Annotated in this window: 17 protein-coding genes; 9 read left to right on the top strand and 8 right to left on the bottom strand. The window is 49.5% G+C overall.

Annotation, left to right across the window (positions count from 1 at the left end; genetic code table 11):
- Positions 1–19 precede the first annotated feature (19 nt).
- The 6 genes from rodA to J7L64_08800 form a co-directional block, all read right to left on the bottom strand.
- A complete protein-coding gene (gene rodA, locus J7L64_08825; protein MCD6452446.1) occupies positions 20–1,108 on the bottom strand; it encodes a rod shape-determining protein RodA in 1,089 nt (362 codons plus the stop codon).
- Complete coding sequence (mrdA, locus tag J7L64_08820; protein MCD6452445.1) at positions 1,105–2,937, bottom strand: penicillin-binding protein 2; 1,833 nt, start codon at positions 2,935–2,937, stop codon at positions 1,105–1,107. Before mrdA ends, rodA begins: the two co-directional genes overlap by 4 nt.
- A complete protein-coding gene (gene mreD / locus J7L64_08815; GenBank protein ID MCD6452444.1) occupies positions 2,934–3,416 on the bottom strand; it encodes a rod shape-determining protein MreD in 483 nt (160 codons plus the stop codon). The genes mrdA and mreD overlap by 4 nt, the downstream gene beginning before the upstream one ends.
- A complete protein-coding gene (gene mreC, locus J7L64_08810; protein ID MCD6452443.1) occupies positions 3,413–4,234 on the bottom strand; it encodes a rod shape-determining protein MreC in 822 nt (273 codons plus the stop codon). Before mreC ends, mreD begins: the two co-directional genes overlap by 4 nt.
- 20 nt (positions 4,235–4,254) lie before the next feature.
- Complete coding sequence (locus tag J7L64_08805) at positions 4,255–5,265, bottom strand: rod shape-determining protein (protein MCD6452442.1); 1,011 nt, start codon at positions 5,263–5,265, stop codon at positions 4,255–4,257.
- Between the two features lie 66 nt (positions 5,266–5,331).
- Entirely contained in the window at positions 5,332–6,801 is a 1,470-nt protein-coding gene (locus J7L64_08800; GenBank protein MCD6452441.1) for a FecR domain-containing protein, read from the bottom strand.
- Positions 6,802–6,959: 158 nt separating this feature from the next.
- Here J7L64_08800 and J7L64_08795 point away from each other — a divergent pair, with 158 nt between their 5' ends.
- The 3 genes from J7L64_08795 to J7L64_08785 all read left to right on the top strand — a co-directional run bounded on the left by J7L64_08795 (position 6,960) and on the right by J7L64_08785 (position 9,801).
- Positions 6,960–8,888: a peptidyl-prolyl cis-trans isomerase gene (locus tag J7L64_08795; GenBank protein ID MCD6452440.1), complete on the top strand. Its 1,929-nt coding sequence runs from the start codon at positions 6,960–6,962 to the stop codon at positions 8,886–8,888.
- 63 nt (positions 8,889–8,951) lie between these two features.
- A complete protein-coding gene (locus J7L64_08790; GenBank protein MCD6452439.1) occupies positions 8,952–9,200 on the top strand; it encodes a hypothetical protein in 249 nt (82 codons plus the stop codon).
- 55 nt (positions 9,201–9,255) lie between these two features.
- Positions 9,256–9,801 carry a DUF4382 domain-containing protein gene (locus J7L64_08785; protein MCD6452438.1) on the top strand — a complete coding sequence of 182 codons (546 nt, stop codon included), beginning with the start codon at positions 9,256–9,258 and terminating at the stop codon, positions 9,799–9,801.
- Here J7L64_08785 and J7L64_08780 read toward each other — a convergent pair.
- Complete coding sequence (locus J7L64_08780) at positions 9,795–11,099, bottom strand: hypothetical protein (protein ID MCD6452437.1); 1,305 nt, start codon at positions 11,097–11,099, stop codon at positions 9,795–9,797. The two genes, J7L64_08785 and J7L64_08780, sit on opposite strands and share 7 nt — an antisense overlap.
- Positions 11,069–14,143 (bottom strand): hypothetical protein, encoded by a 3,075-nt coding sequence (locus tag J7L64_08775; GenBank protein MCD6452436.1) that lies wholly within the window; start codon positions 14,141–14,143, stop codon positions 11,069–11,071. The genes J7L64_08780 and J7L64_08775 overlap by 31 nt, the downstream gene beginning before the upstream one ends.
- A 359-nt stretch (positions 14,144–14,502) precedes the next feature.
- On the opposite strand from J7L64_08775, the gene J7L64_08770 reads away from it, so the two are divergent.
- The 6 genes from J7L64_08770 to J7L64_08745 form a co-directional block, all read left to right on the top strand.
- Positions 14,503–16,545, top strand: coding sequence for a sigma 54-interacting transcriptional regulator (locus tag J7L64_08770; GenBank protein ID MCD6452435.1), 2,043 nt, complete (start codon positions 14,503–14,505; stop codon positions 16,543–16,545).
- Complete coding sequence (locus J7L64_08765; protein MCD6452434.1) at positions 16,542–17,288, top strand: DUF72 domain-containing protein; 747 nt, start codon at positions 16,542–16,544, stop codon at positions 17,286–17,288. The genes J7L64_08770 and J7L64_08765 overlap by 4 nt, the downstream gene beginning before the upstream one ends.
- A 52-nt stretch (positions 17,289–17,340) precedes the next feature.
- On the top strand, positions 17,341–18,066 hold the full coding sequence (locus J7L64_08760; protein MCD6452433.1) for an MBL fold metallo-hydrolase: 726 nt from the start codon (positions 17,341–17,343) through the stop codon (positions 18,064–18,066).
- Between the two features lie 116 nt (positions 18,067–18,182).
- Positions 18,183–20,474 (top strand): N-6 DNA methylase, encoded by a 2,292-nt coding sequence (locus tag J7L64_08755; GenBank protein MCD6452432.1) that lies wholly within the window; start codon positions 18,183–18,185, stop codon positions 20,472–20,474.
- 119 nt (positions 20,475–20,593) lie between these two features.
- Positions 20,594–21,268 carry a hypothetical protein gene (locus J7L64_08750; GenBank protein MCD6452431.1) on the top strand — a complete coding sequence of 225 codons (675 nt, stop codon included), beginning with the start codon at positions 20,594–20,596 and terminating at the stop codon, positions 21,266–21,268.
- 4 nt (positions 21,269–21,272) lie between these two features.
- The coding region (locus J7L64_08745; GenBank protein MCD6452430.1) for a hypothetical protein at positions 21,273–21,581 on the top strand (309 nt) is incomplete at its 3' end.

Below are 21,581 nucleotides of genomic sequence, written 5' to 3'. Positions count from 1 at the left end.
ATCAATAAGCTAAATTCCACTAATAAGCAAACCTTCTTATTTTAACATTTAGAGCGAGGCCAATGCCAGCCAGAGAACTCACCACCGAAGAGCCACCGTAGCTCAGAAAGGGTAGGGGGATTCCGGTAACCGGCATCAGACCAATAACCATCCCTACATTGACCAGAAAATGGAATAAGAAAAGGAACAAAACACCCGATACGATCAAAGAACCTGCCGGATCGTAGGCAAGGCGGGCAATGGAAAGGAGCCGAAGGAGGATGACGAGATAAAGCCCCATCACCCCGAGCACCCCTAAGAAGCCGAACTCCTCCCCCAGGAGGGAGAAGATGAAATCGGTATGCTGAGAGGGGACGAATTTGAGTTGAGACTGTGAGCCGGCACGAAGCCCCTTCCCGAGAAGGCCACCCGAGCCAACGGCGATCCGCGCCTGGAGTATCTGATATCCGGAAGAGCGAGGATAGGCTTCGGGATGAAGGAAGGTGATGATCCTCTCCTTCTGATAATCCTTGAGGACAAAGAACCAACCCAATATAAGGGAGATGATGATGACACCGGCTATTACCGCTACTACCTTCGGCTTAAGCCCAGCAATAAAACTCATCCCGAGGAATATGGGGAGATAGGTGAGAGCGGTACCCAAATCGGGCTCAAGAGCGATAAGGACAAAGGGGACAAGAAGGACTACTCCTCCCCTGATAAGGCGGGAAAGAGAGAGATAACGTCCTTCGTCCTGGGAGTAGATATAGGCAAGAAGGAGGATGAACACCATCTTCATAAACTCAGATGGCTGAAACCTTAAGGGACCGAAAGCAATCCAGCTCCTTGCGCCTGATATCCGCCGTCCAAAAGGGAGAAGTATGGCGAGGGCGATCACCCCTAAAAGATAAAAATAGGGGGAAAGAAGAAGGAGAAGGTGATAATCGAAAAAGAGGAGGATTATCATAAGGGAAAGGCCAATTCCAATCCATACGAGCTGATCTCGATAGTAGGGGATCCCTCTCTCTGCAGTAGCGCTATAGATAAGGACCACTCCGATCGCGAGCGTCGCCATAATGGAAAGTATCAAAGGAAGATCAATCCCCTTTACAACTTGGAAGCGGCTCATCTCTCCTCCTTCGAAAGGGCAAGCTTGAGGGGTTCCTTCTTCGCTATCTCCTTAAAGTAGAACTCGAGGATCTTTCGGGCAATCGGCGCTGCAGTTACCCCACCAAGCCCTCCATGCTCCACGAATACGGTAACTACCACTTCAGGGTCATCATAGGGAGCAAAGCAGGTAAACCAGGAATGTTCCCTCATAGGCTCCGGCAGATTCTTCCTATCCATCCAGGACTTATAGGCAACCACCTGAGCAGTACCCGTTTTCCCCGCTATCTCCACTCCGGGCATCTTCGCCCGCCAACCGGTGCCCGCCTCCTCAACCACCCCCCTCATCCCGCGGGAGACAACAGCGATCGCCTCTTGTGATACACCAAGGTTCCCTACCACCTCTGGGGCAATCCTTGAACGCCTCCTGCCATCAAAGGAGATGACTTCGCGAAGGAGATGGGGACGAAGGATCCTCCCCCCATTAGCCAATGCTGCGGTGAAAACAGCGAGTTGAAGAGGGGTAACCGTTACCCCTCCCTGACCAATGGCGACCGATACGGTCTCCCCCAGAAACCAGGGTTCGTGGAAGAGGCGCCTCTTATACTCCGGATCGGGGATAAGCCCCGTAGATTCAAAGGGAAGGTCGATCCCAACCCTATGCCCGAAGCCGAACTGCCGGGCATAATGAGCGATCTTCTCTATGCCCAGCTTAAGTCCCAGTTCATAGAAATAGATATTACAGGAGTGGACGATAGCTTGATGAAGATCGATAAAGCCGTGTCCTCCCTGCTTATGACAGTAAAAGGGATGTTTATTCACATATAGCACCCCGGAGCAGAGAAACTTTGTCCCCTCGGTAACTACCCCGGCATCAAGGGCGGCAAGGGCGATAACCAGCTTGAAGACCGAGCCCGGGGGGTAGATCCCCTGAACCGCACGGTTGTGCAATGGGTGAGCAGAATCGTTCGCCAACTTCCGCCACTGGGCGGAAGAGAAACGAGAGGAGAAAATGGAAGGGTCATAACTGGGACTGGTAACCAGCGCCAAGATCTCCCCCGTCTTTGGGGAAAGAACCACCGCTGCCCCCTTTCTCCCGTTGTATAGCTGGTAGATGTAACGGGTGAGTTCGGCATCCACGGTGAGGACGAGGGTGGAGCCAGGCTTTGGTTCTTCCCGAAACAGGGTTTCAACCAGGGCTCCCCGGGAATCGACCTTTTGCCCCAACACCCCATCCTCCCCCATCAGATAACGGTTATAATACCGCTCCACCCCCGCCTGCCCCACCAAATCCCCAAATTTCGCTTTGGGAAAGAGCTTCCTCTTAAGTTGGGAAGCGGATACCTCACCTACATAGCCGAGGACCGCGGAGAGGGCTTCGCCGTAAGGATAATCGCGCTTCGGCTCAACATCCACGATGAGCTCAGGAAGAAGATGCCTCCTCGCCTCGAGGTAGGCGAGCTTCCTTAAGGAAACATCCTCCGCGACGATCACCGGAAGGAAGAGGGGGACCTTGCGGTAACGGGCAAGACGACTGGAAAGGGAAGATGGGGGGATATTTAGCTCCCGGGCAAGCCTCAGCACCCTTCCTCGAGGAAGACGGTAGCTATGACGAAAGAGGGCTATGTTATAGGAAGGACGATTACCGGCAAGCACCCTCCCTTCCCTATCGAGTATCTCTCCCCGGGGAGCCCTTATCGGCACCCGATGAAGATAGTTGTACTTGGAGAGTTCCCGGAAGTATCCCCCCTTTATCAACTGAAGGTACCAAAAATTGGCTAAATAGAAGCCAAAAAGGAGAAGAATCAAGATAAAGATAAGCCGGAAACGGAGCTCGTAATCTCTTCTCATCCCTTTCCCCTCCGATAGAGTTCAAGGACAAAGAGGAGGAAAAGGGCGAAAAGCCCATTGAGAAGGAACCGGAAGAGGAGGAAATAAGAGAAGAAGTGAGGAGTATCAAAGGAGAAGATGAGCGAAAGGAATTTCACCAAAAGGAGGTTGAGCATCACCGCTCCACCGACAACCAGCCCTTCCAAATAAGGCTTGGTGAGGAAAAAGCGATACCCGAGCTCCCCCACCAAAAAGCCAACGGTGGCGTAAGAAAAGGCGTAAACCCCGACCAAACCGCTCCCTAAGATATCAGCCGTCAAGCCTACAAAAAGTCCAATGAAGAGACCAGAAAGGGCTCCCTTCCTCAAGGAAAGATGGCAAAGAGCGATTAAAGGGATATTAAGGAGCTCAAAACCGGGATGGAGAAATATAGGAAGCTCAATTTGAGCTGTAAAGGCGACGAAGAAAATCGCCACCAGGTATAAAACTGAACGGATCATCCCTCCCTTTCCACTATAATCAATACCTCCTCCAGCCTATCGAGGTCAACGAGCGGAAGAAGAAAGATCTCAGGAAGGAGTTTTCCCCTTCTTCTCCTCACCTTTACCACTCGAGCGAGGGGAAGTCCCTTAGGGAATATCCCATCAAGTCCTGAGGTGAGGATCAGCCTTCCCGGTTTCAACTCCTCCTCCCTTCCCGAAAAATAGGCGAAGGTGAGCAACCTTCGTCCCCTTCCCAAAACCACCCCCATACCTCTTCCCTCGCTAATCCGGGCAGCTACCCCACTATTTGGATCGGTGATCAGTTGGACCACCGCCTCGCTGAAACTCGCCCTGATCACCTTCCCTACCACCCCACGAGGGGCGATTACCGGCATATCAACCCGGACCCCGTCCCTTATACCACGATCGATGATGAAGGTCTTCCCCACACCTCCTCCCCTTCCGATGACTCTGGCAGTAACCGTCTTTCCTAAAATCTTCTGTTTAAGACCCAACAACGAGGTTAGTCTTCTGTTCTCTGCCTTTATCTCGTCGAAAAGGAGAAGTTTCTCCTCGAGCTCCTTTACCCTCGCTTTAAGAAGGAGGTTCTCCTCGTAAACCCTCCTTCCCTCTAAATACCTCTCCTTTACCTCAACCAATCGGGCTAAAGCGGAATGAGTTATTTCTCCTAATCTACCTATCGGAGGAAGGAGTAGTCGGGAGAAAAGCCACCCCCCATCAGCCACCTCCTTGGATATCGAGATGACAAAGAGAAGAAAAAGAAGGGTAAGAGCGAACAAAAAAAACCGCCTTTCTTTCAACGATTCAAGCTTCATCTAACAGTTCTTCCGGATGTTCAGTTGACGGCGATCCTCTTAAGAAGCGCCTGATCTTCAAGAAGCCTCCCCGTTCCCAAAACGACCGCCTCCAAGGGCTTTTCAGCATAAAAGACCGGGAGCCCAGTCTCCTCCCTTAGCCTCTTGTCAAAGTTCTTGAGCAAGGAGCCTCCTCCAGAGAGGATTATTCCCCGATCAACGAAATCGGCAGCGAGTTCGGGTGGGGTCTGCTCTAAGGTGTGTTTCACCGCTTGAATAATGGCGTTGACCGTCTCGGAAAGGGCTGCCCTTATCTCTCCATCCGATACGGTCACCGTCTTCGGTATCCCCTCGAGAAGGTCTCGCCCCTTTATCTCAAGGCGACTTTCCTCCTCAAAGGGGTAAGCGGAACCTAACTCTATCTTTACCCGCTCGGCAGTTACCTCGCCGATGAGCAGGTTGTACTTCTTCTTAATATAGTTGATTATCGCCTCATCCATCTCGTTGCCGGCTACTCGGATCGAGGTAGAACTTACAATACCACCGAGGGAGATGGACGCCACCTCGGTGGTACCGCCTCCGATATCGACGATCAAACTACCGGTCGGCTCATCAACAGGAAGTCCGGCGCCAATAGCTGCCGCCATCGGTTCCTCCACCAGATAGACCTCAGACGCCTTCGCCTTAAGCGCCGCATCCCGCACCGCCCTCTTCTCTACCTGGGTTATCCCCGAGGGGATAGCAATAACCACCCGAGGGCGAACCCAAAGTCCCCGCCGGTATGCCCGCTTGATGAAGTAGGTAAGCATCTCCTCGGTGAGGTCAAAATCGGCGATAACCCCATCCTTTAAAGGACGAACGGCAATGATCCGTCCCGGGGTTCTACCCAACATCTCCTTTGCCTCGGCACCAACCGCTTCCAGTTTGCCTGTCTCCTTATTCACCACCACCACTGAGGGCTCAGAGAGAACTACCCCTTCCCCCTTGACATAGATCAGGGTGTTAGCAGTTCCCAAATCTATCGCTATCTCTGAAGCAAGAAAAGAGAACAAGGACTTCCTCCCTTCTAAGGATATAAAAGCCCCCTTTACTCTATTTACCAATAGGGAGCTTAAGCCTCAATATACCTCTACATATACCTCTTTGGTCACCACCGTCTTGTTCCCGCTTGGGTCCTGAGCCACGAAGACGAGCTTGTTCTTCCCCACCTTGTACAGGGTGACAAAATCCTTAAAACCGCCATCCTCATCCACATCTATTCGCTGACTGTTCACCGTAAGCAGTACCCCTGGCTCCGTCTTGCCGGTAACGAGGAAGATATTCCCGAAAGGAATAAGCTCATCAATTGAAAGGACGGGTGGGGTCTTATCCTCGTTGGAGAAGCTCCCCTCTGCCTTCCTCATCCTGAACTTCAACTCATCACTGAACGGGCTCCTCTCTCCATTCGCCCCTATCACTGCCACCCGCCAATAGTAAAGTCCCGGGGAAAAACCTGAGAGGGCTATCCAATTGTTCTGCACCTGCTTCCTTATCACCGGCTTGGAGAACAGGGGGGTCCGCGATACCTCGAGGATATACCCTTTAGCCCCAAGAACCTCCTGCCAGCTAAAGTTGACCTTTATCTTCCCTATCTCACCCCCCTTCCCTAAAAATTGGCGCTCATGAACTGGAGAAAGGAGGATCGGAGGAGGAAGCATCTTCTTCTTCCCGCTAAACCCCTTGGTTACCAGCACCTTAACCCGCTCGAGCGAAGAAAGAAGTAGTCTCTTCCCCTTGTGTTCTACCTCAGCCTCCCCCTTCAACACAGCCACCTCTGCCTCCTTCCTTGCCGGATTGAACCGCATCCGCGCCTTCGCCTCTCCGGTAACCACCGTCTTCGCTGCATCGGAAACAATGCTCGAATAACCAGCGCCACTTCCTTTAACAGTAGCAAGATCCACCGTACCCGAGCTCAACTTAACTGATACCTCCCGGCTCTTGGATACCGGGTCCTCGTAGCTCTTCTGGATAACAACTAAGGAATCCGGTTGAATGGTATAACTTGTACCGTCGAAAAAGAGCACCTGAGCCAGGGAACCGGCTGCTGTCTTCACCATATCCCCGGGAGCCAAGGGAAGCGCCCTCTTAGCTCGAATCTCCTCCCAAGCCACCTCCCCTTTCCTTTTAACCTGAACCCTACCCTCAAATGAGGTGAGATAGGCGAAGCCTCCCCCACCTTCTCTTCCATATCTGGCGAGGAGGCTTGTTGCTTCTTCCCGACTATTTTTGGCGTACTCAAAAGCATTCTTGTAGTCCTCAATCTTATAAGCAGTCTGGGCTCGGAGTAGAAGCTCTTGGGGCTTACCCAAATAGCTCTCCGCTTCCTTGATCCTCTTCAATTGACCGAGCGCCTCTGCTGCCGCTCTTATCTCCCTGCGGGCACGCATCTTGGGAGAGTTTCTCATATGGGAACGATAAAAGACATACCCCACTCCCCCCAGAATCACCGAGAGCACCACCACCCAGATGATAATGGTACGGTAAGAGACGGTGAACCAGTCAATAGAGACACCCCCTGTTTTATAAACCTTTCTCTTCTTCTCCTCCATCTCGGCTATCCTTGGTTTGTAATGTAACAAAAAGGGGAAACGATTTCAATATCATTTTCTGGAGAAAGCATATCATCAAAACAAATTACTTGCTTTCCTCACCTTATTTTAATTAAAATTAACTGTAAGAGAAATTCAATTTTGAAGGAGCGAGGATAATGCTTAAAACGGTAAGGAAGCACAGTCGGTCGTTCTTGATGAAGTTGATCCTCTGGGGTGTAGTTGCCTCGTTCATCCTTACCATCTTCCTTGTCTGGGGAAAGGGGCGAGCGGGCATTTCAGGGAATCCCAATGTGGTAGCCAAGGTAGGGGATACCCTGATCAACAATCAAACATTCATCCGGCTCTATCGGAATCAACTCTCCCGCATTCGAGGCTCCCTTTCCGGGGAACAGGGGAAGTTGATCAAGAGGATCGTCGCCTCCCAGATATTGAACGGATTGGTCAATCAAGAGCTACTCGTTGCCGAGGCGAAAAGACTCGGTCTATTCGTCACCCAAGAGGAACTTACCGACCGGATATTGAACGATTATGGCTTCAAGGTAAACGGGAGGTTTATCGGGGAAAAACAGTATGCGGAGATACTTCGGCACTACGGCTACACCGTGGCCGAATTTGAGGAAGCGGTCAAGAAGGAGATTTTAGTGAACAAGCTTCAGAACCTCCTCCTTGATGGAGTGGTGGTTACCCCGGAGGAGGTTAGGCGGGAGTTTATGAGGAGAAACGAAAGGGTGAAGTTCAGCTACATCCTGGTTTCTCCTGAGGAATTCCTCTCCCAAGTCAAGGTGTCGGATAAACAACTTGCCCTTTATTTCGAGGAGAATAAAGAGCGGTATCGTATCCCGGAAAGGAGGAAGCTTTCCTTCCTTACCCTTACCCTTGCGAGTCTATCCTACCAACCCAAAGTAAACGACGATGAAATAGAGCGTTATTATGAAAGGAACATCGAAAACTTCCGCACCCCGGAGAGAAGAAGAGCCAGCCAGATCCTCTTCCGCCTTCCCAAGGGCGCTTCACCAACAGAGGAAGAAAAGGTGAAAAAACGAGCTGAGGAGGTACTTGCCAAGCTCCGTGCCGGGGGCGATTTTGCTGAGCTTGCCAAGAGGTATTCTGAGGATGAGGGGACGAAGAACTTAGGCGGTGACCTCGGTCTCGTCGAAAAAGGAAGGCTCCTTCCTGAGCTCGACCAGGCACTTTTCACCATGAGGCTTGGTGAGGTGAGCGATCTCATCAAGACCAAGGCGGGTTATCATATCCTCAAGTTAAACGAGATAAAGCGCCCTTCCCATAAATCGGTGGATGATCCAGCGGTGAGAAGCGCTATTAGGGAGGCAATAAGGGCGGAGAAGAGGAGGGCTCGTCTCGCTAACTTGGCGAAGGAGATATGCACCGTAGCAAAGGAGAAAAAAGGAGATCTTGCCAAGGCGGTTAAGTCTCTTAACCTAACGGGGGTAAAGGTAGAGACGACCGATCTCTTCAGCAAGGATAGAAGCATCGAACAGATGGGAATAGCCTTCCCCGCAGCAGAGGTCGCCTTCTCCCTAAAAAAGGGGGCTCTCTCTGAACCCATCCCTTTGAGAAATGGATATGCCATTGTAAAGGTGCTCGATATAAAGCCCTCCTACATTCCGAGGCTCAGTGAGGTAAGAGAAAGGGTTGAGAAGGACTTCAGGTTCTCCTTGGCGAGGAGACTCGCCGAGACCGAGGCGAGGAAGCTCGCGAAACAAGCGAAGAGATTTGGGGACTTAACCCCCTTAGGTAAAGAGGTGAAGGAAGTAGGTCCTGCCACCAGGGATCAGGGATTTGGAGAATTGGGAGACGCCCCGATCCTTATCAAGAATACCTTCTCCCTCAATGTAGGGGAGATAGGGGGACCTATTCCTGTCGATAAGGGATATGTAGTGATCAAGATAGAGGAGAAGGAAAAACCTTCCTCTGAAGAGTTCTTAGCGGTAAGGGAGCAACTTGCCCGGGAGCTCACCAACAGACGACAGCTTGCTCTTCTTACCTCCTTGGTAAACAGATTAAGAGAGGAGACAAAGATAAGTATAAATAGCGACCTTTTAGAAAAGATCATTGGGGGTTAAAATCCCAAACCCGAGGGGAGAGGACTTAATATTTAACCAACCTTAAAATTATAGGAGGGAGCGATGAAGCTAAGTAAGGTAGGCTTGGGCATCTCTTTGGGTATCGTCGGGGGTTTAGCGGTATTTGTTGCTACTATCTGGATCGCTGCTTCAGGGAAGGGAGGGGAACATCTCAGGTTACTCAACCGGTTCTACATCGGTTACACCGTTAGCTACCTGGGAGCGGTGATTGGGCTCATCTACGGGTTCATCGATGGGTTCATCGGAGGGTTCTTGATCGCTCTGTTCTACAACATATTCGCCAAGAAATGAGGCGATCTTCTCCATCAAGTGCTCCCCTCCTCCGAGAGCATTAAGGAGGGTGGAGGTGAAGAGATTTCTCCTCATCATTTTGGCAATGGGGTTAATCCCTTTTGCCTGTGAGGGGTCAGTTACTGGTCCTATGGGGGAGGGGAGCGTCTTTCTTTTCCTCACCGATTCCCCCCTAAACGGGGTAACCAGTGTAAAGGTGAACATATCCACGATCGAACTGCACCGCTCAGCCAAAACAGGTGCTGAGGCGGGAACGGTCATCCTTCCCCCGCCGGAAGGACCCATCGACCTGCTTTCCCTCTCAGGGAGGGAGGTGCTTCTCTCCTCGGGAGAGGTGCCGGCAGGGCACTATACTCACATCAAGCTTGAAATCTCCTCCGGAACAGTAGTGGACGGAGGTGAAAGTTACCCTCTGGAAGTGCCAAGCGATAAAGTGATGATCCCTACCCCCTTCGAGGTAAAAGAAGGAGGGACGATTAGCATTCTTCTCGATTTCGATGCAGAAAAATCGGTTAAGATAACAAAAACCGGAGGAGATAACCCTCGCTATCTCCTCCGGCCAGTGATCAAACTGGTCTCAATAGAGAATAACCCTCAGTGAACGGTAGCACCCGTATCCAGTTTGAAGTAGAAAGGATAGGTCCTCCTCTTCTTCTTCCGTTTCTGATAGGTTCGGGCGAGCTCCATAAAGATCCCTAAATCGCGGTCGATGTCGTACTGGGTTCCATCGAAGTAAAAGTTGCGGATGGGGAGCCCATCATAATCCCGGCTCACCGAGGGATAAATCGCTTCACAAGTGATGCCGTTCATACAGGTGAAGGGACTGATGTCTATGATCCCATCCGCCCCTTTATGATAGAGGTAGATCGTCTTTCCTATAGAGAGAACCATCTCCCCAAGGCATCCCTGCGGTGGAAGATAGGGCTCGGAATAGCGCATTAGCTCATCCGCCTCCGGCTCCTCGTAGCCTACGAACTCCTCTTCAAACGGCTTCCTCAGCCTGTGCTCGTCGTGCTTCTGAACGAACGCTTTTATCTTGGCAAAAAGCATATCCTTCGAGAACCGCTTCCCCATCATCCGCAGGTTCTTCTGCTGCTCCCAATTGGTATACCAGATCCATTCCGACACATCGGAGAGCCACGCCTCCCCTCCATGCTCCTCGATCTTGCGTACCAGCTCCTCGTTGCTAAACCGGTTTAGACGGCAGAATATCTCTCCCACCACCCCGATAAGAGGCCGGGTAGGGTCGTATTTCGCCGGAATCATCCGGAATTTATCACGAGAGCGGGTAAGGGATTCCAATATATTGTTGAACTTCACCTTGAGCTTCACCCCGGGTTGCTCCAACACCCGGCAGAGATCGTGGATCGCCTCTTGATAGACCGCATCGGTATCCCCTTTGTGGATCTCATAAGGACGAGTTTTTAAGAGCATCTTCCTGAGAAAATCTGAGGCAACGAGCGCCCACCAACCGGTGCGCATCAATTCCCCTGCCTGAGCTCCCACCTCATCGTAGCCGTTCTCTGAGCTCGGGTCAAAGACGATCACCTTTTCGTATCCAAGCTCCCTGAGAATCCTCCGAAGATACGGGGCATACTGTCCAAAACGGCAGGGACCAGTAGAGGTGGGCATAAAGAAAACGGTTTTCTCCGGAACAAAGCCAGGAAGCTCGGTCACCTTCATCAACTCCCCCATAGTCACCTTTGCTGGATAGCACTCATCGCCTGAGGTGAACTTTGCCCCAAGCTCCATCGCCCTCTTATCCGACTCCGGAGATATCTCCGCATCCACCCCTATCGCCCGGGCGGCGGCAGCAAACGCCATCGCCCCCCCCCAGGTCATCCTGGGGATATAGACCTTCTTTCCCACTAAGAAGCTCTCTCTTCTTTCTTCCACCATCTGAGCACTCCCTTGCTGTCTAAATATGCCTCACACCGGGTGATGAACCCGGCATCGTTCGAATGCCCATCAAACTGAAGGGCAAGGAAAGGTCGTCCCGATGCCTTATCCACAAACTGCTTCACATAGGAATCGGGACCGCATTTGAAGTTGGTGATATAGATTATATGAAGATGTGGTTTGTCCTTGATAAACTTAGCGGTGGCTAAGATCCTCCGCCCGTAGTTCCAGAACATATTGGGGTTCACATCCCGAATGTCTATATCCTCTAAATCGAGGAAATCATAAGGGATAACATTGACCCCGTTATAGTCGCGAAGCTTGCCCGGAATGTCTAAATTCTGCTCCTTGTCGTAGATGTTGTAGGGACGCCCCACGAGAATGATTCCCTGCTCTCCCTTCTCCTCAAGAATGCGGAGCGCTTCCCGCCCTGCTTCGATGAGCTTCTCGTTAAACCGCTCACGGGCGCGATAGGCGGCATCGAGCGCCTGCTTAACCTTCTTCCGTCTGATACCGAACCGCTTCATCTCCCTCGCGAGCACCTCCTCGATATGCTCCCTACCCAACCGGAAGCGGAGGGTGGGATGGAAGATCCTGTCCTTATAGGGCTCAATCCTCGGGGAAGCGGAAAGGACAAAGGGCAGGGTCATCCCCCAATTACAGACATAGGATTGGGTGTGGGTGAACTTGGTCTCTACATTGATTAAGTTGGGGACGAAGACGAAATCAACCCCTGCATCAAGAAGCACTTTCACATGTCCATGAGCCACCTTTATCGGGAAGCAGGGCTCGGCGACCACCGCCTCCACCCCTTCGTTCACTATCTTCTTATTGGTAGGATCGGAAAGAAGGACCCGGAAACCGAGCTCGGAGAAAAAGGCGTTCCAGAAGGGGAACCAATCGTAGGTGTACATCGCCCGGGGAATGCCGACTACCGTTTCTCCCCCGCGATTCGGATCGTAATCCTCAAGGAGCCATTCCTCTCGCATCTTGATCAAGTTGGGGATGACCGGCTCCCGCTCCAGCTTCACCTCCTTCCGATACCGCTCGGAGCATTTATCGCCCCAAAAAGTCTTCTCTCCCTCCACCACAAACATCTGGATATCGCAATAGTTGGTGCAACCATGGCAGGTAAACTCCTTGAGCTCATATTTCACCTTGGAAAGGTCATAACCGCGGAATTTGGTCTTCTCTCCAGTAGCTTCCACCTTCTCCTTAGCGAGGAGTGCTGCTCCAATTGCCCCCATAACCCCGTTGTGAGGAGGGACGATGATCTTCTGTCCCAGCACCTTGGAGAAAGCGGCGGCAACCGCATCGTTGTAAGCGGTTCCTCCCTGGAAGAAGATGACCTTTCCGATCTTCCTTCCCCGGACTACCCGGTTGATGTAGTTATAGACCACCGAATAGGCGAGCCCGGCGACGAGATCGACTACCTTCGCCCCCTTCTGGAGATAGGCGTTCACATCCCGCTCCATAAACACGGTGCACCGCTCACCCAAACGGATGGGGGCTTTGGAGCGGAAAGCGAGCTCAGCAAACTCTCCAACGATGTTTATGCCAAGCTCCTCTGCCCGCTCCTCAAGGAAGGAACCGGTACCAGCGGCACAGGCTTCGTTCATCGTGAAATCGACTACGATCCCCTTATCAAGGGAGATGTACTTTGAATCCTGCCCCCCGATGTCAAAGATGGTATCCGGCTCAAGGTCGAGTAGCTTCCTCCCGATGAAGAAGGAACCGGTCTTATGTGCGGTTATCTCGTCTCTTATGGTGTCGGCACCAATGAGCTTTCCGATAAGCTCCCTGCCAGAACCAGTGGTGCCGACACCCTTTATCTCTATCTTATCTCCTATATCCCGTTCGATCTCCTTCAGCCCCTCAGCCACCACCTCGATGGGGCGCGCCTTCGTCCTGGTATATATCGTCTTTATAACCTCACCCTCCTCATCGATCACCGCCAAATTGGTGGAGACTGAACCGATATCTATCCCCAGATAAGCGGGAACTTTCCCCTTCTTCCCCTCAAAGGAGTAAGGCTTAACCCGCTCCCTTAAGAGGATAAGGTTCTTCCTGTCGAGCGGTTCTTGGGTGGGGAAGTTGAATTCCACCTGCTCGATGTATTCCCTCAGCCTGCCGAAATCCTCAAGCACATTAGCCCGGGATGTGGCTATCGCCTCCATATAGGCAGCACCTATCGCTTCTATCCAGGCGTAATAAGGCGGGATGAAAAGCTCTCCCCGAGGGATATCGAAGACATCCTCAATCGCTGCCACCACCCCTTTATTCGCCGCCATACCGCCGATCATCGCCACCTTAGGCACTACCTTCTTCCCCTTGGTTATGCTCCCCTTGAAGTTCCGCGCCACCGCCTCGCAGAGCCCTTTAAGTATCTCGGGTGGAGTGTATCCTTTCTGCTGGGCGTGGATCATATCCGATTTGGCGAAGACGGAACATCTTCCCGCTATCTTCGCTGCCTTTTCGGTGGAAAGGACGATCTCTCCAATATCTTCGACCTTGTACTTGAGCCTTATCGCCTGCACATCCATAAAAGAGCCGGTGCCAGCAGCACAGTCTCCGCTCTTCTCGTAATCAACGATCCCCAAGCTACCCGATGATTCATCTGGCTCCAGACGGAGGTACTTCGAGACCTCGCCCCCCATCTCAAAGACGGTACGCACATCGGGATAGAGGAACTCCATCCCTTTGGCTATCGCTTTGAACTCGTTCTCATAAGCGACACCAAGAAGCTCGCTTATCAACTTACCCCCAGAGCCGGTGAGCCTTACCCCTTCTATCTTCTCCCGCGGGATGACCTGAAAGAGCTCCTTCAGCAGGTCTTCAACTATCGCTACCGGACTTCCCTTTATCCGTTGATAGGAGGTGACGAGGAAGGGTCTCTCCTCCTTGCCCACCTCGGGGGAACCGTTCGGGAGATAGAAAAGGGGACGGGCTGCGAGATCAGAGAACCAGCTGCGGTCCTCCTTATCGCCGACGACCGCCAACTTAACGCTTATTGAGCCAACATCAATCCCAATCTTTACTCCCATTTCACCTCGCTCCTAAATATCTATTTTCTCAGAAAATTATTGCCTAACCTATCCACTTCGTTTTATTAAGCAAAAAATATGCCATTAAGTGGAAAACCCGAAGAGCGAAAAACCGCTTTAAATAGAACCGGTTCCCCAAAGGTCCCTCGGGGAGAAAATCCTCCCCATCGTCAGCGGAGCGCTTTTGTGTCTTTTTGACACAGCACCCTCGCAAAACTCGATTGTTTTGTGTTAAAATGATACATAAATCTGGGATGAACTAAAATAATGTGCCAAAAAGAAACAAAAATTCCTCTCCTTCCTTGACAGATAAGGAGAAGACGATATATCATACCCCCATCAAGGAACAGGATAAAGGGATGAACAAACAGTTAGCTGAACTCCTCCGAAAACTCCGGATGTACGAGGAGTGGGAGGCGATAATAGCCGGGATAAGCCCTGAGGTCTGCTCGGTGATCGACCTCGATAAGTTCCTTCAGGCAACGGTGGATAAGGTGGGAGCAATGATGGGGGCAGACCGTTGTGATCTCGCCCTCTCCGAGGGAGGAAAGCTCGTCATCCGCTATCAGTACCGCGCTTCAGCCGAGGTTCCGAGTTCACTTAATCTTCCCCTAACAGGAATAGACCAGCTTCTGAAGAAAGAAAGCCTTAAGGGAAGAAACCCTATAGTGATAACGGATACCCTTTCCTCTCCTCTTCCCTCATCGCTCAGGGAAATCGTTTGCGAAAAGCTTAAAACCCGTTCTCTCCTCCTCACCCCTATTGTCTTCCGAGGGGAGCTACTCGGGATAATAGGGCTCCACTTCTGCCATAGCCGGGAAATTCCCCAAGAGGAAGTAAACCTCCTTCGCTCCCTCGCCTCCCAGATCGCCATCGGCTTCAAGTATACCGAGCTCTATATGGAGAAAGAACGAGAGGTGAGGGTGGCCAAGGTGCTTCTCGAGATCGCCTCGGAGATAAACAGCAAGCTCGACCTCGCCGAGATGGCCTCCTTTCTCATTGATAAATGCCTCGAGCTTTTAAAGGCTGACTACGGCGCTATCGGCATCTTTGAGGACGGAGGAAAGAGGCTCGCCTTCAGCCCGGTAAGGGGAAGGGGGGGAGAGGAGAAACTACTTCAAAAACCCATAATCTCGATTGAGGAAGCTCCACTGCTTAACGACTACCTATCGTCGGGAAGGGCGATCCCCATCAAGGAGGGAGAGGGAGGAGAGCTCGCCAATCTTCTCCTCAAGCGAACCTTCTCCAGCGAAACAGGGCTAATCGCTCCGATAACGAGCGGAGGGAACCCTTTAGGTGCTCTTATCCTCATCTGGCGGAAGGAAAAGGAGCTCAGCCCTTATGAGCTTTCCCTAATCGAGGGAATAGCGAGCCAGGCATCGGTCATCCTCGAGCGGGAGAGGCTTTCCACCGAGCTCACCGCTCTTCGCCGAGAGCTTAAAGGGATGCGGGCAAGCGAGATCATCATTGGGCGGAGCCCAGAGATAAGGAAGTGCTTGGAAATGGCGCTCAATGTCGCCGAAAGCGATACCACCGTGCTCATCCAGGGGGAGAGCGGAACGGGCAAAGAGCTCCTCGCCGATCTCATCCAGAGGAATTCGGGAAGAAAGGACAAACCCTACATAAAGATAAACTGCGGAGCGATCCCGGAGACCCTGCTCGAATCGGAGCTGTTCGGACATGAGAAGGGGGCGTTCACCGATGCGAAAACGCGGAGAAAGGGGGTATTCGAGCTCGCCCATAGGGGAACGCTCCTCCTCGACGAGATCGGCGAGATGAGTGCCTCTGCCCAGGTCAAGCTCCTTCGGGTACTGGAGACAGGGGAATTCACTCGCCTTGGAGGAAGCGAGAAGATAAGGGTGGATGTTCGGGTCATCGCCCTGACCAATGTCGATCTCGAGGAGGCGGTTGCCCAAGGAAGGTTTCGCAAGGACCTTTTCTTCAGGCTTAATGTCTATCCCATAACCCTACCCCCGTTGCGGGAACGGAAGGAGGATATCCCTCTCCTCGTCGACCATTTTCTCAAGGTCTATCAGAAGAAGGCGAATAAGTACATAGCAGGAGTATCGGAGGAGGCGATGCGGCTCCTTCGGGCTTATTCCTGGCCCGGGAATGTGCGCGAGCTGGAAAATGCCCTCGAGCGGGCGGTGATAATGGCGGGAAGGAGGATGATCACGGTAGAGGAACTGCCTGAGCGAATAAGAAGAGCAGGAGAAGGGGAGCGCACCCTCGAGCTTCCCCTTGGGGTCTCCCTCGAGGAGGCGGAGCGGAGGCTCATCCTCGAGACCTTAGCCGCTACCGGAAACGACAAAACCCGAACCGCAGAGATACTCGGCATCGGGAGGAAAACGCTCTACCGCAAGCTCACCCGATACGGCATCCCCACCAATAACGAAAGATGACCGACTATTACATAGGTTGTTCCGGCTTTTATTATCGGGATTGGGTGGGGAGGTTCTACCCCAAAGGGACCTCCCCGAAGATGATGCTCCCCTACTATGGAGAGAAGTTCAACACGGTGGAGATAAACGCCACCTTCTATCGGTTCCCGAGCGAGAAGATGATCCGCTCCTTAATAGAGCGGACCAAAGCCTCATTCCTCTTCTCCATCAAGGCAAACCGGCTCTTCACCCACCTGAAGAAGCTGTCAAATGTCGCCGGTTCCTTCGCAAGGTTTTACTCCCTGCTTTCTCCCTTAAAGGAGACGGGAAAGCTCGGCGCCATCCTCTTCCAGCTTCCGGAAAGCTTCCCCGCTAACCCCTCGCTTCTCTCCGATTTCCTCGCCATTCTCCCCGATGATGAGTTCGACATCACCTTCGAGTTTCGCCACCCAAGCTGGGAGAATGAGGAGGTGATCTCCCTGCTCAAGGCGAAAAACGCCGATTTCGCTGCAATAAGTGGACCAGGGATAAAACCCTTCACCATCCCCATCGCCCGCCATAAATACTTCCGCTTTCACGGAGCGACGCGGATGTATCATTACAACTACTCGGAGAAGGAGCTCAGGGAGTGGGCGAAGGTAATAAAGGGGATCTCGGGAAAGGTGAAGCGGATCTACTGTTATTTCAACAACGACCCAGAGGCATACGCCCCGAAGAACGCCTCTTTTCTCATCACCATCCTGAAGGAGGAAGAAGGTGGTTAAGGAAGGGAACTTCGTAAAATTCCTCGGCACCGCTGGCGCCAGGTTCGTGGTGATGCGTCAACTCCGGGCTTCCGGAGGGATGTGGTTCCATCTGGATGGGGTTCAATTCCTGATCGATCCTGGTCCTGGCACCTTGGTAAGAGCAGCATCAGCGAGACCCCGGCTTGAACCCGCCGATCTCTCCGCCATAATCCTCTCCCATCGTCATCTGGACCATTCAAACGATGTGAACATTATGATCGAGGCGATGACCAACGGCGGGTTCAAACCTAAAGGACTTCTTCTCGCCCCAGAGGACGCCTTAGAGGGGGAAGAACCGGTGGTACTCCGCTACCTCCGTCCCTTTCTTTCGCGAATAGAGGTGATGAAGGAGGGAGGAAGATACGAACTTCCTCCCATCACCTTCGAGACCCCCATCCGCCACCGGCATCAGGTGATGACCTATGGTCTGAACATCCACTACTCCGGAGGGACGATCTCCTACATCGCCGACACCCTCTTCTTCCCCGAGCTCACCGAGCACTACCGGGGGGATATCCTCATCATCAACACGGTAAGGCTCAAGCCAAACTCGCCTGAAGGACCGGAGATAATGCATCTAAACCTCGAGGATGCGAAGAGGATAATCGCGGAGGTGAAGCCGAAAAAAGCGGTGCTTACCCACTTCGGGATGACGATGATAAGGGCAAAGCCGTGGGAGCTCGCGGAGAAGCTATCCCGCGAGCTCGGGCAAGAGGTGATCTCCGCCCGGGATGGGATGAGCTTCTCTCTCCCTTAAAAGTAAGGTATAATAAGTTAGGCGTAATTCCGAAGGCAATGTTAAGACTAAAATAAAAGGGTAGATTAACATGAAAAATGTAAAAAATGGTAAATACAAAGGGGGAGGCAAATGAAATGCCAAATGAGTCAAAAATTCAAAAAATATTTTCTGCGCCAGATGTAAAACACGGATTATCTCTTTTTACAAGAGATGAAATAGACGCTATTGAGAAATTAATAATCGATCAGAATGGCAAGTATTTTATAAAATGCCAGATTAAAGATAGATACAAAATAGCTAAACCAGAAGAAATAGTTAGGCAACTTTGGATTTATAGGCTACTTACCGAATATGGTTATCCAAAAGAGCGAATAGATGTTGAAAAAGTCATCTATTTTGGTTCTCGCGATTCTGGTTTAGCCGATATTGGGGTTTTACATGAGGATAAAACCTACCCTTATATCATATTTGAAGTCAAGAGGCCGAGCAGAACCGCAGGATTAGAACAGCTTAAAAGCTATTGTAATGCTGAGGGAGCTCCCATTGGTGTTTGGTCCAATGGAAACGAAATAATAAGGCTTCATAGAGAAGAACCAAATATATTTAGAGAGATTCCAAGGATCCCAAAAGTTTCAGAAACTTTACGGGACATATTAACTGAAAGATGGACTCTAAAATGGTTGGAGGAACACGACGAGTTAAAACAGGGAAAAACAACTCTCAAGAAAATATTATTAGACCTTGAAGAGCTTGTTTTAGGCAATGCTGGTGTCGATCCTTTTGAAGAGATTTTTAAATTAATCTATGCCAAACTCTACGATGAATGGAAAGGAATTAATAATCCCAGCTACCAATTAGAATTCTTTGTTGGCGATAGAAGTCCTCAGCAGGCGAAAATAGCGATAAGCAATTTACTTGAAGGTGCTAAAAGAACATGGTCGGGCGTATTTGAACCCACTGAAAGAATCGAGCTAAGAGATGATCACTTAAAAGAGTGTGTCTCCTTCCTTGAAAAAATAAAATTATTCAATTCCAATCTTAGGATAATTGATGAAGCTGTTGAGTATTTAATACCACAGGTCTCAAAAAAGAAAGAGGGACAATTCTTTACTCCCAGGCCTATTGAAGATATGGTTGTAAAAATGCTCAATCCCAAATCTGATGAATTTGTAATTGATCCTGCTTGTGGCTCTGCTGGCTTTCTCCTTCATTCTGTTATGTGGATTGCTGGAGGGGTTATCAGCGGCAAACCTCTCCCACCTGCTGCCCAGAATTTTGCCCAAAATAACATCTATGGTATCGATTTTGCCAAAAAGCCAGTAAAAATAGCAAAAGCCATTAACCTAATAGTTGGGGATGGTAAATCCCATGTCTATAAAGATAATTCCTTGGTTCCTCAAAGCTGGAGCGACGAAACTAAGGCAGGATTGAGGCCAAGGCTTTTAAGATTCCCTGACGACCCAGAGAAAGATAGGGAGAATCAAAATAAATTCATTTACTTTGACTTTGATGTCCTAATGACCAATCCGCCATTTGCTGGGACAGTTAAAGAAAGAGATATTCTAAAACTTTATAATTTGGCTGAGAAAAACGGGAGATTGGTAAGGAAAATAGGCAGGCATATTCTTTTCTTAGAACGTTCTCTTCAGTTCATAAGACCTGGTGGAAGAATGGCAATTGTTTTACCTCAGGGCTTGCTAAATAATACCAATGCTGAATACATCCGCAGGTTTATTATAGATGAAGCAAGAATTTTAGCAGTTGTCGGCTTGCATGGAAATACATTTAAGCCTCATACTGGAACAAAAACGAGTGTTCTATTCTTGCGGAAATATACAGATAAAGAAAAACAAAGAATTCAGGAGATTAAAGCAAGGTATGAAGGAGAGTGGGGTGTATTTATAAAGAGATTAAGGGAGAAATACCAAAGTGTAAGCTGGAATACTCCAGTAGATGAAGAAGGCTTACCAGAAGAATTGAAATCCTTTATTGAAACTTATTTTGAAACGACAGAGGAGATTGAAGAGATTGAAAGTTCAGAAAATGAATTAGAGGAAATAAAAAGCGAAGAAGGAGAAAAAGGAAAGAATTTAAGAGACTTAATGAACGAACTTCAAGAATGGGAAGAAATTTTACGAGTAAAAGAAACCAATGAAGAAAAGAGAACTATACAAAAAGAAATAAGAACAGTGAAAAACAAGATGAGAAAATTAACAAAAGAGATCTCACAAAGAACTTTAGGTGGACAGATTTACCTGGTCTTGAACGAAGAAAGGATAACCGAACAATTTAAGAAATTCTGGCTTGATGGAAAGGTTATGAAAGGGATAGACTATCCCATTTTCTTTGCTGTAAATCAAAAACCACTTAAGACAATAAAGGAGAATACAGATATATTAAAGGACCAAATGGTGAATTCGTTCTAGATGAATATGGACATCCAAAAATTGACCATGATCTGGATGAGATAGCAGAAGAATTTACCAAATTTGCCAAAGAACAATTAACAAAAGGTGATACTGCATTTGATTTTTGGAGGGATTAAATGACCAAAAATATCAAAACTCAAGGAGAAAACTCGGCTTCACCTGATAAAATCCGAGAAGATGTTTTGACCTACTTATACGATAGATATAAAAAATCTCGTAGCGTAAAGAAACAAGCTGCAAGCATAAGTGAAATAAAAAAAGCTTTAAAACCTAAAGGGCACAAAGAGCAGAACATAGTGGGAGCAATTAGTTTTTTAGTAGACAGGGATTGGGTGAAGGAAATAAAGGAAAAGACAAAATTTTTTATAAAGGGAAAGCTGGCTGAAGGAGAGAAAGTAAAATACAGAATTAGTGACATTGGAATAGTACATTTTGAAGGTCCTTCAAGGTTTACTTCCCAAACCAAATTCCGTGGCATTAACATAACTAATATTCAGGGCGTAACTGTAGTTGGAAATAACAACATAGTCAGAAACGAATATTTGGACTTATTCAATTCTTTAGAAGAATTAGGGGAACTCATAAGAGGTAATAATCAATTAACAGATGAAGAAAAAACAGAGATACAAAGTGACTTAGAGACGATAAAAAGTCAATTGAGCAAAGCTACCCCTAACGAGAATGTTATAAATATTGCATGGAACAGCGTTAAAGAGAAAATTGAGAAAATATCTGAAACAGCTGATAAAATTTTGAAAGTGGCTTCTTTGATAAGAATATTCACTGGGTGAGAATATGGCTGTGGTAAGTGTTGTAAAATTGTCAGAATTGGAAGGGGCAAAGAGGATTGACGCGGAGTATTATCAGCTAGAGTATTTCGCTTTAATTAAGAAATTACAGTTTGTAAACGCAATTCCTATAAAGAAAATAGCAGTTCCTACCAAAAGAAAATTTAAGCCGATTGAGAACAAATTTTTTAATTATATCGAGATTGCTAAAGTTGACTTGAGTACAGGAGAATATAGTACTTCAAAAATTATTGGCAAAGAAACACCTGATAGAGCTCAGTGGATAGTTAAAAATGATGATATTTTAATTTCCACG

This window comes from Acidobacteriota bacterium (genome assembly GCA_021161905.1).
Lineage (GTDB): Bacteria > Acidobacteriota > B3-B38 > Guanabaribacteriales > JAGGZT01 > JAGGZT01.
This window is presented reverse-complemented; position numbering and strand designations above follow the sequence as displayed.

Coding starts and splice junctions, on each gene's coding strand:
- rodA (MCD6452446.1), bottom strand. CDS start 1,108: ATGAGCCGCTTCCAAGTTGTAAAGGGGATTGATCTTCCTTTGATACTT.
- mrdA (MCD6452445.1), bottom strand. CDS start 2,937: ATGAGAAGAGATTACGAGCTCCGTTTCCGGCTTATCTTTATCTTGATT.
- mreD (MCD6452444.1), bottom strand. CDS start 3,416: ATGATCCGTTCAGTTTTATACCTGGTGGCGATTTTCTTCGTCGCCTTT.
- mreC (MCD6452443.1), bottom strand. CDS start 4,234: ATGAAGCTTGAATCGTTGAAAGAAAGGCGGTTTTTTTTGTTCGCTCTT.
- J7L64_08800 (MCD6452441.1), bottom strand. CDS start 6,801: ATGGAGGAGAAGAAGAGAAAGGTTTATAAAACAGGGGGTGTCTCTATT.
- J7L64_08795 (MCD6452440.1), top strand. CDS start 6,960: ATGCTTAAAACGGTAAGGAAGCACAGTCGGTCGTTCTTGATGAAGTTG.
- J7L64_08790 (MCD6452439.1), top strand. CDS start 8,952: ATGAAGCTAAGTAAGGTAGGCTTGGGCATCTCTTTGGGTATCGTCGGG.
- J7L64_08780 (MCD6452437.1), bottom strand. CDS start 11,099: ATGGTGGAAGAAAGAAGAGAGAGCTTCTTAGTGGGAAAGAAGGTCTAT.
- J7L64_08775 (MCD6452436.1), bottom strand. CDS start 14,143: ATGGGAGTAAAGATTGGGATTGATGTTGGCTCAATAAGCGTTAAGTTG.
- J7L64_08770 (MCD6452435.1), top strand. CDS start 14,503: ATGAACAAACAGTTAGCTGAACTCCTCCGAAAACTCCGGATGTACGAG.
- J7L64_08765 (MCD6452434.1), top strand. CDS start 16,542: ATGACCGACTATTACATAGGTTGTTCCGGCTTTTATTATCGGGATTGG.
- J7L64_08760 (MCD6452433.1), top strand. CDS start 17,341: ATGCGTCAACTCCGGGCTTCCGGAGGGATGTGGTTCCATCTGGATGGG.
- J7L64_08755 (MCD6452432.1), top strand. CDS start 18,183: ATGCCAAATGAGTCAAAAATTCAAAAAATATTTTCTGCGCCAGATGTA.
- J7L64_08750 (MCD6452431.1), top strand. CDS start 20,594: ATGACCAAAAATATCAAAACTCAAGGAGAAAACTCGGCTTCACCTGAT.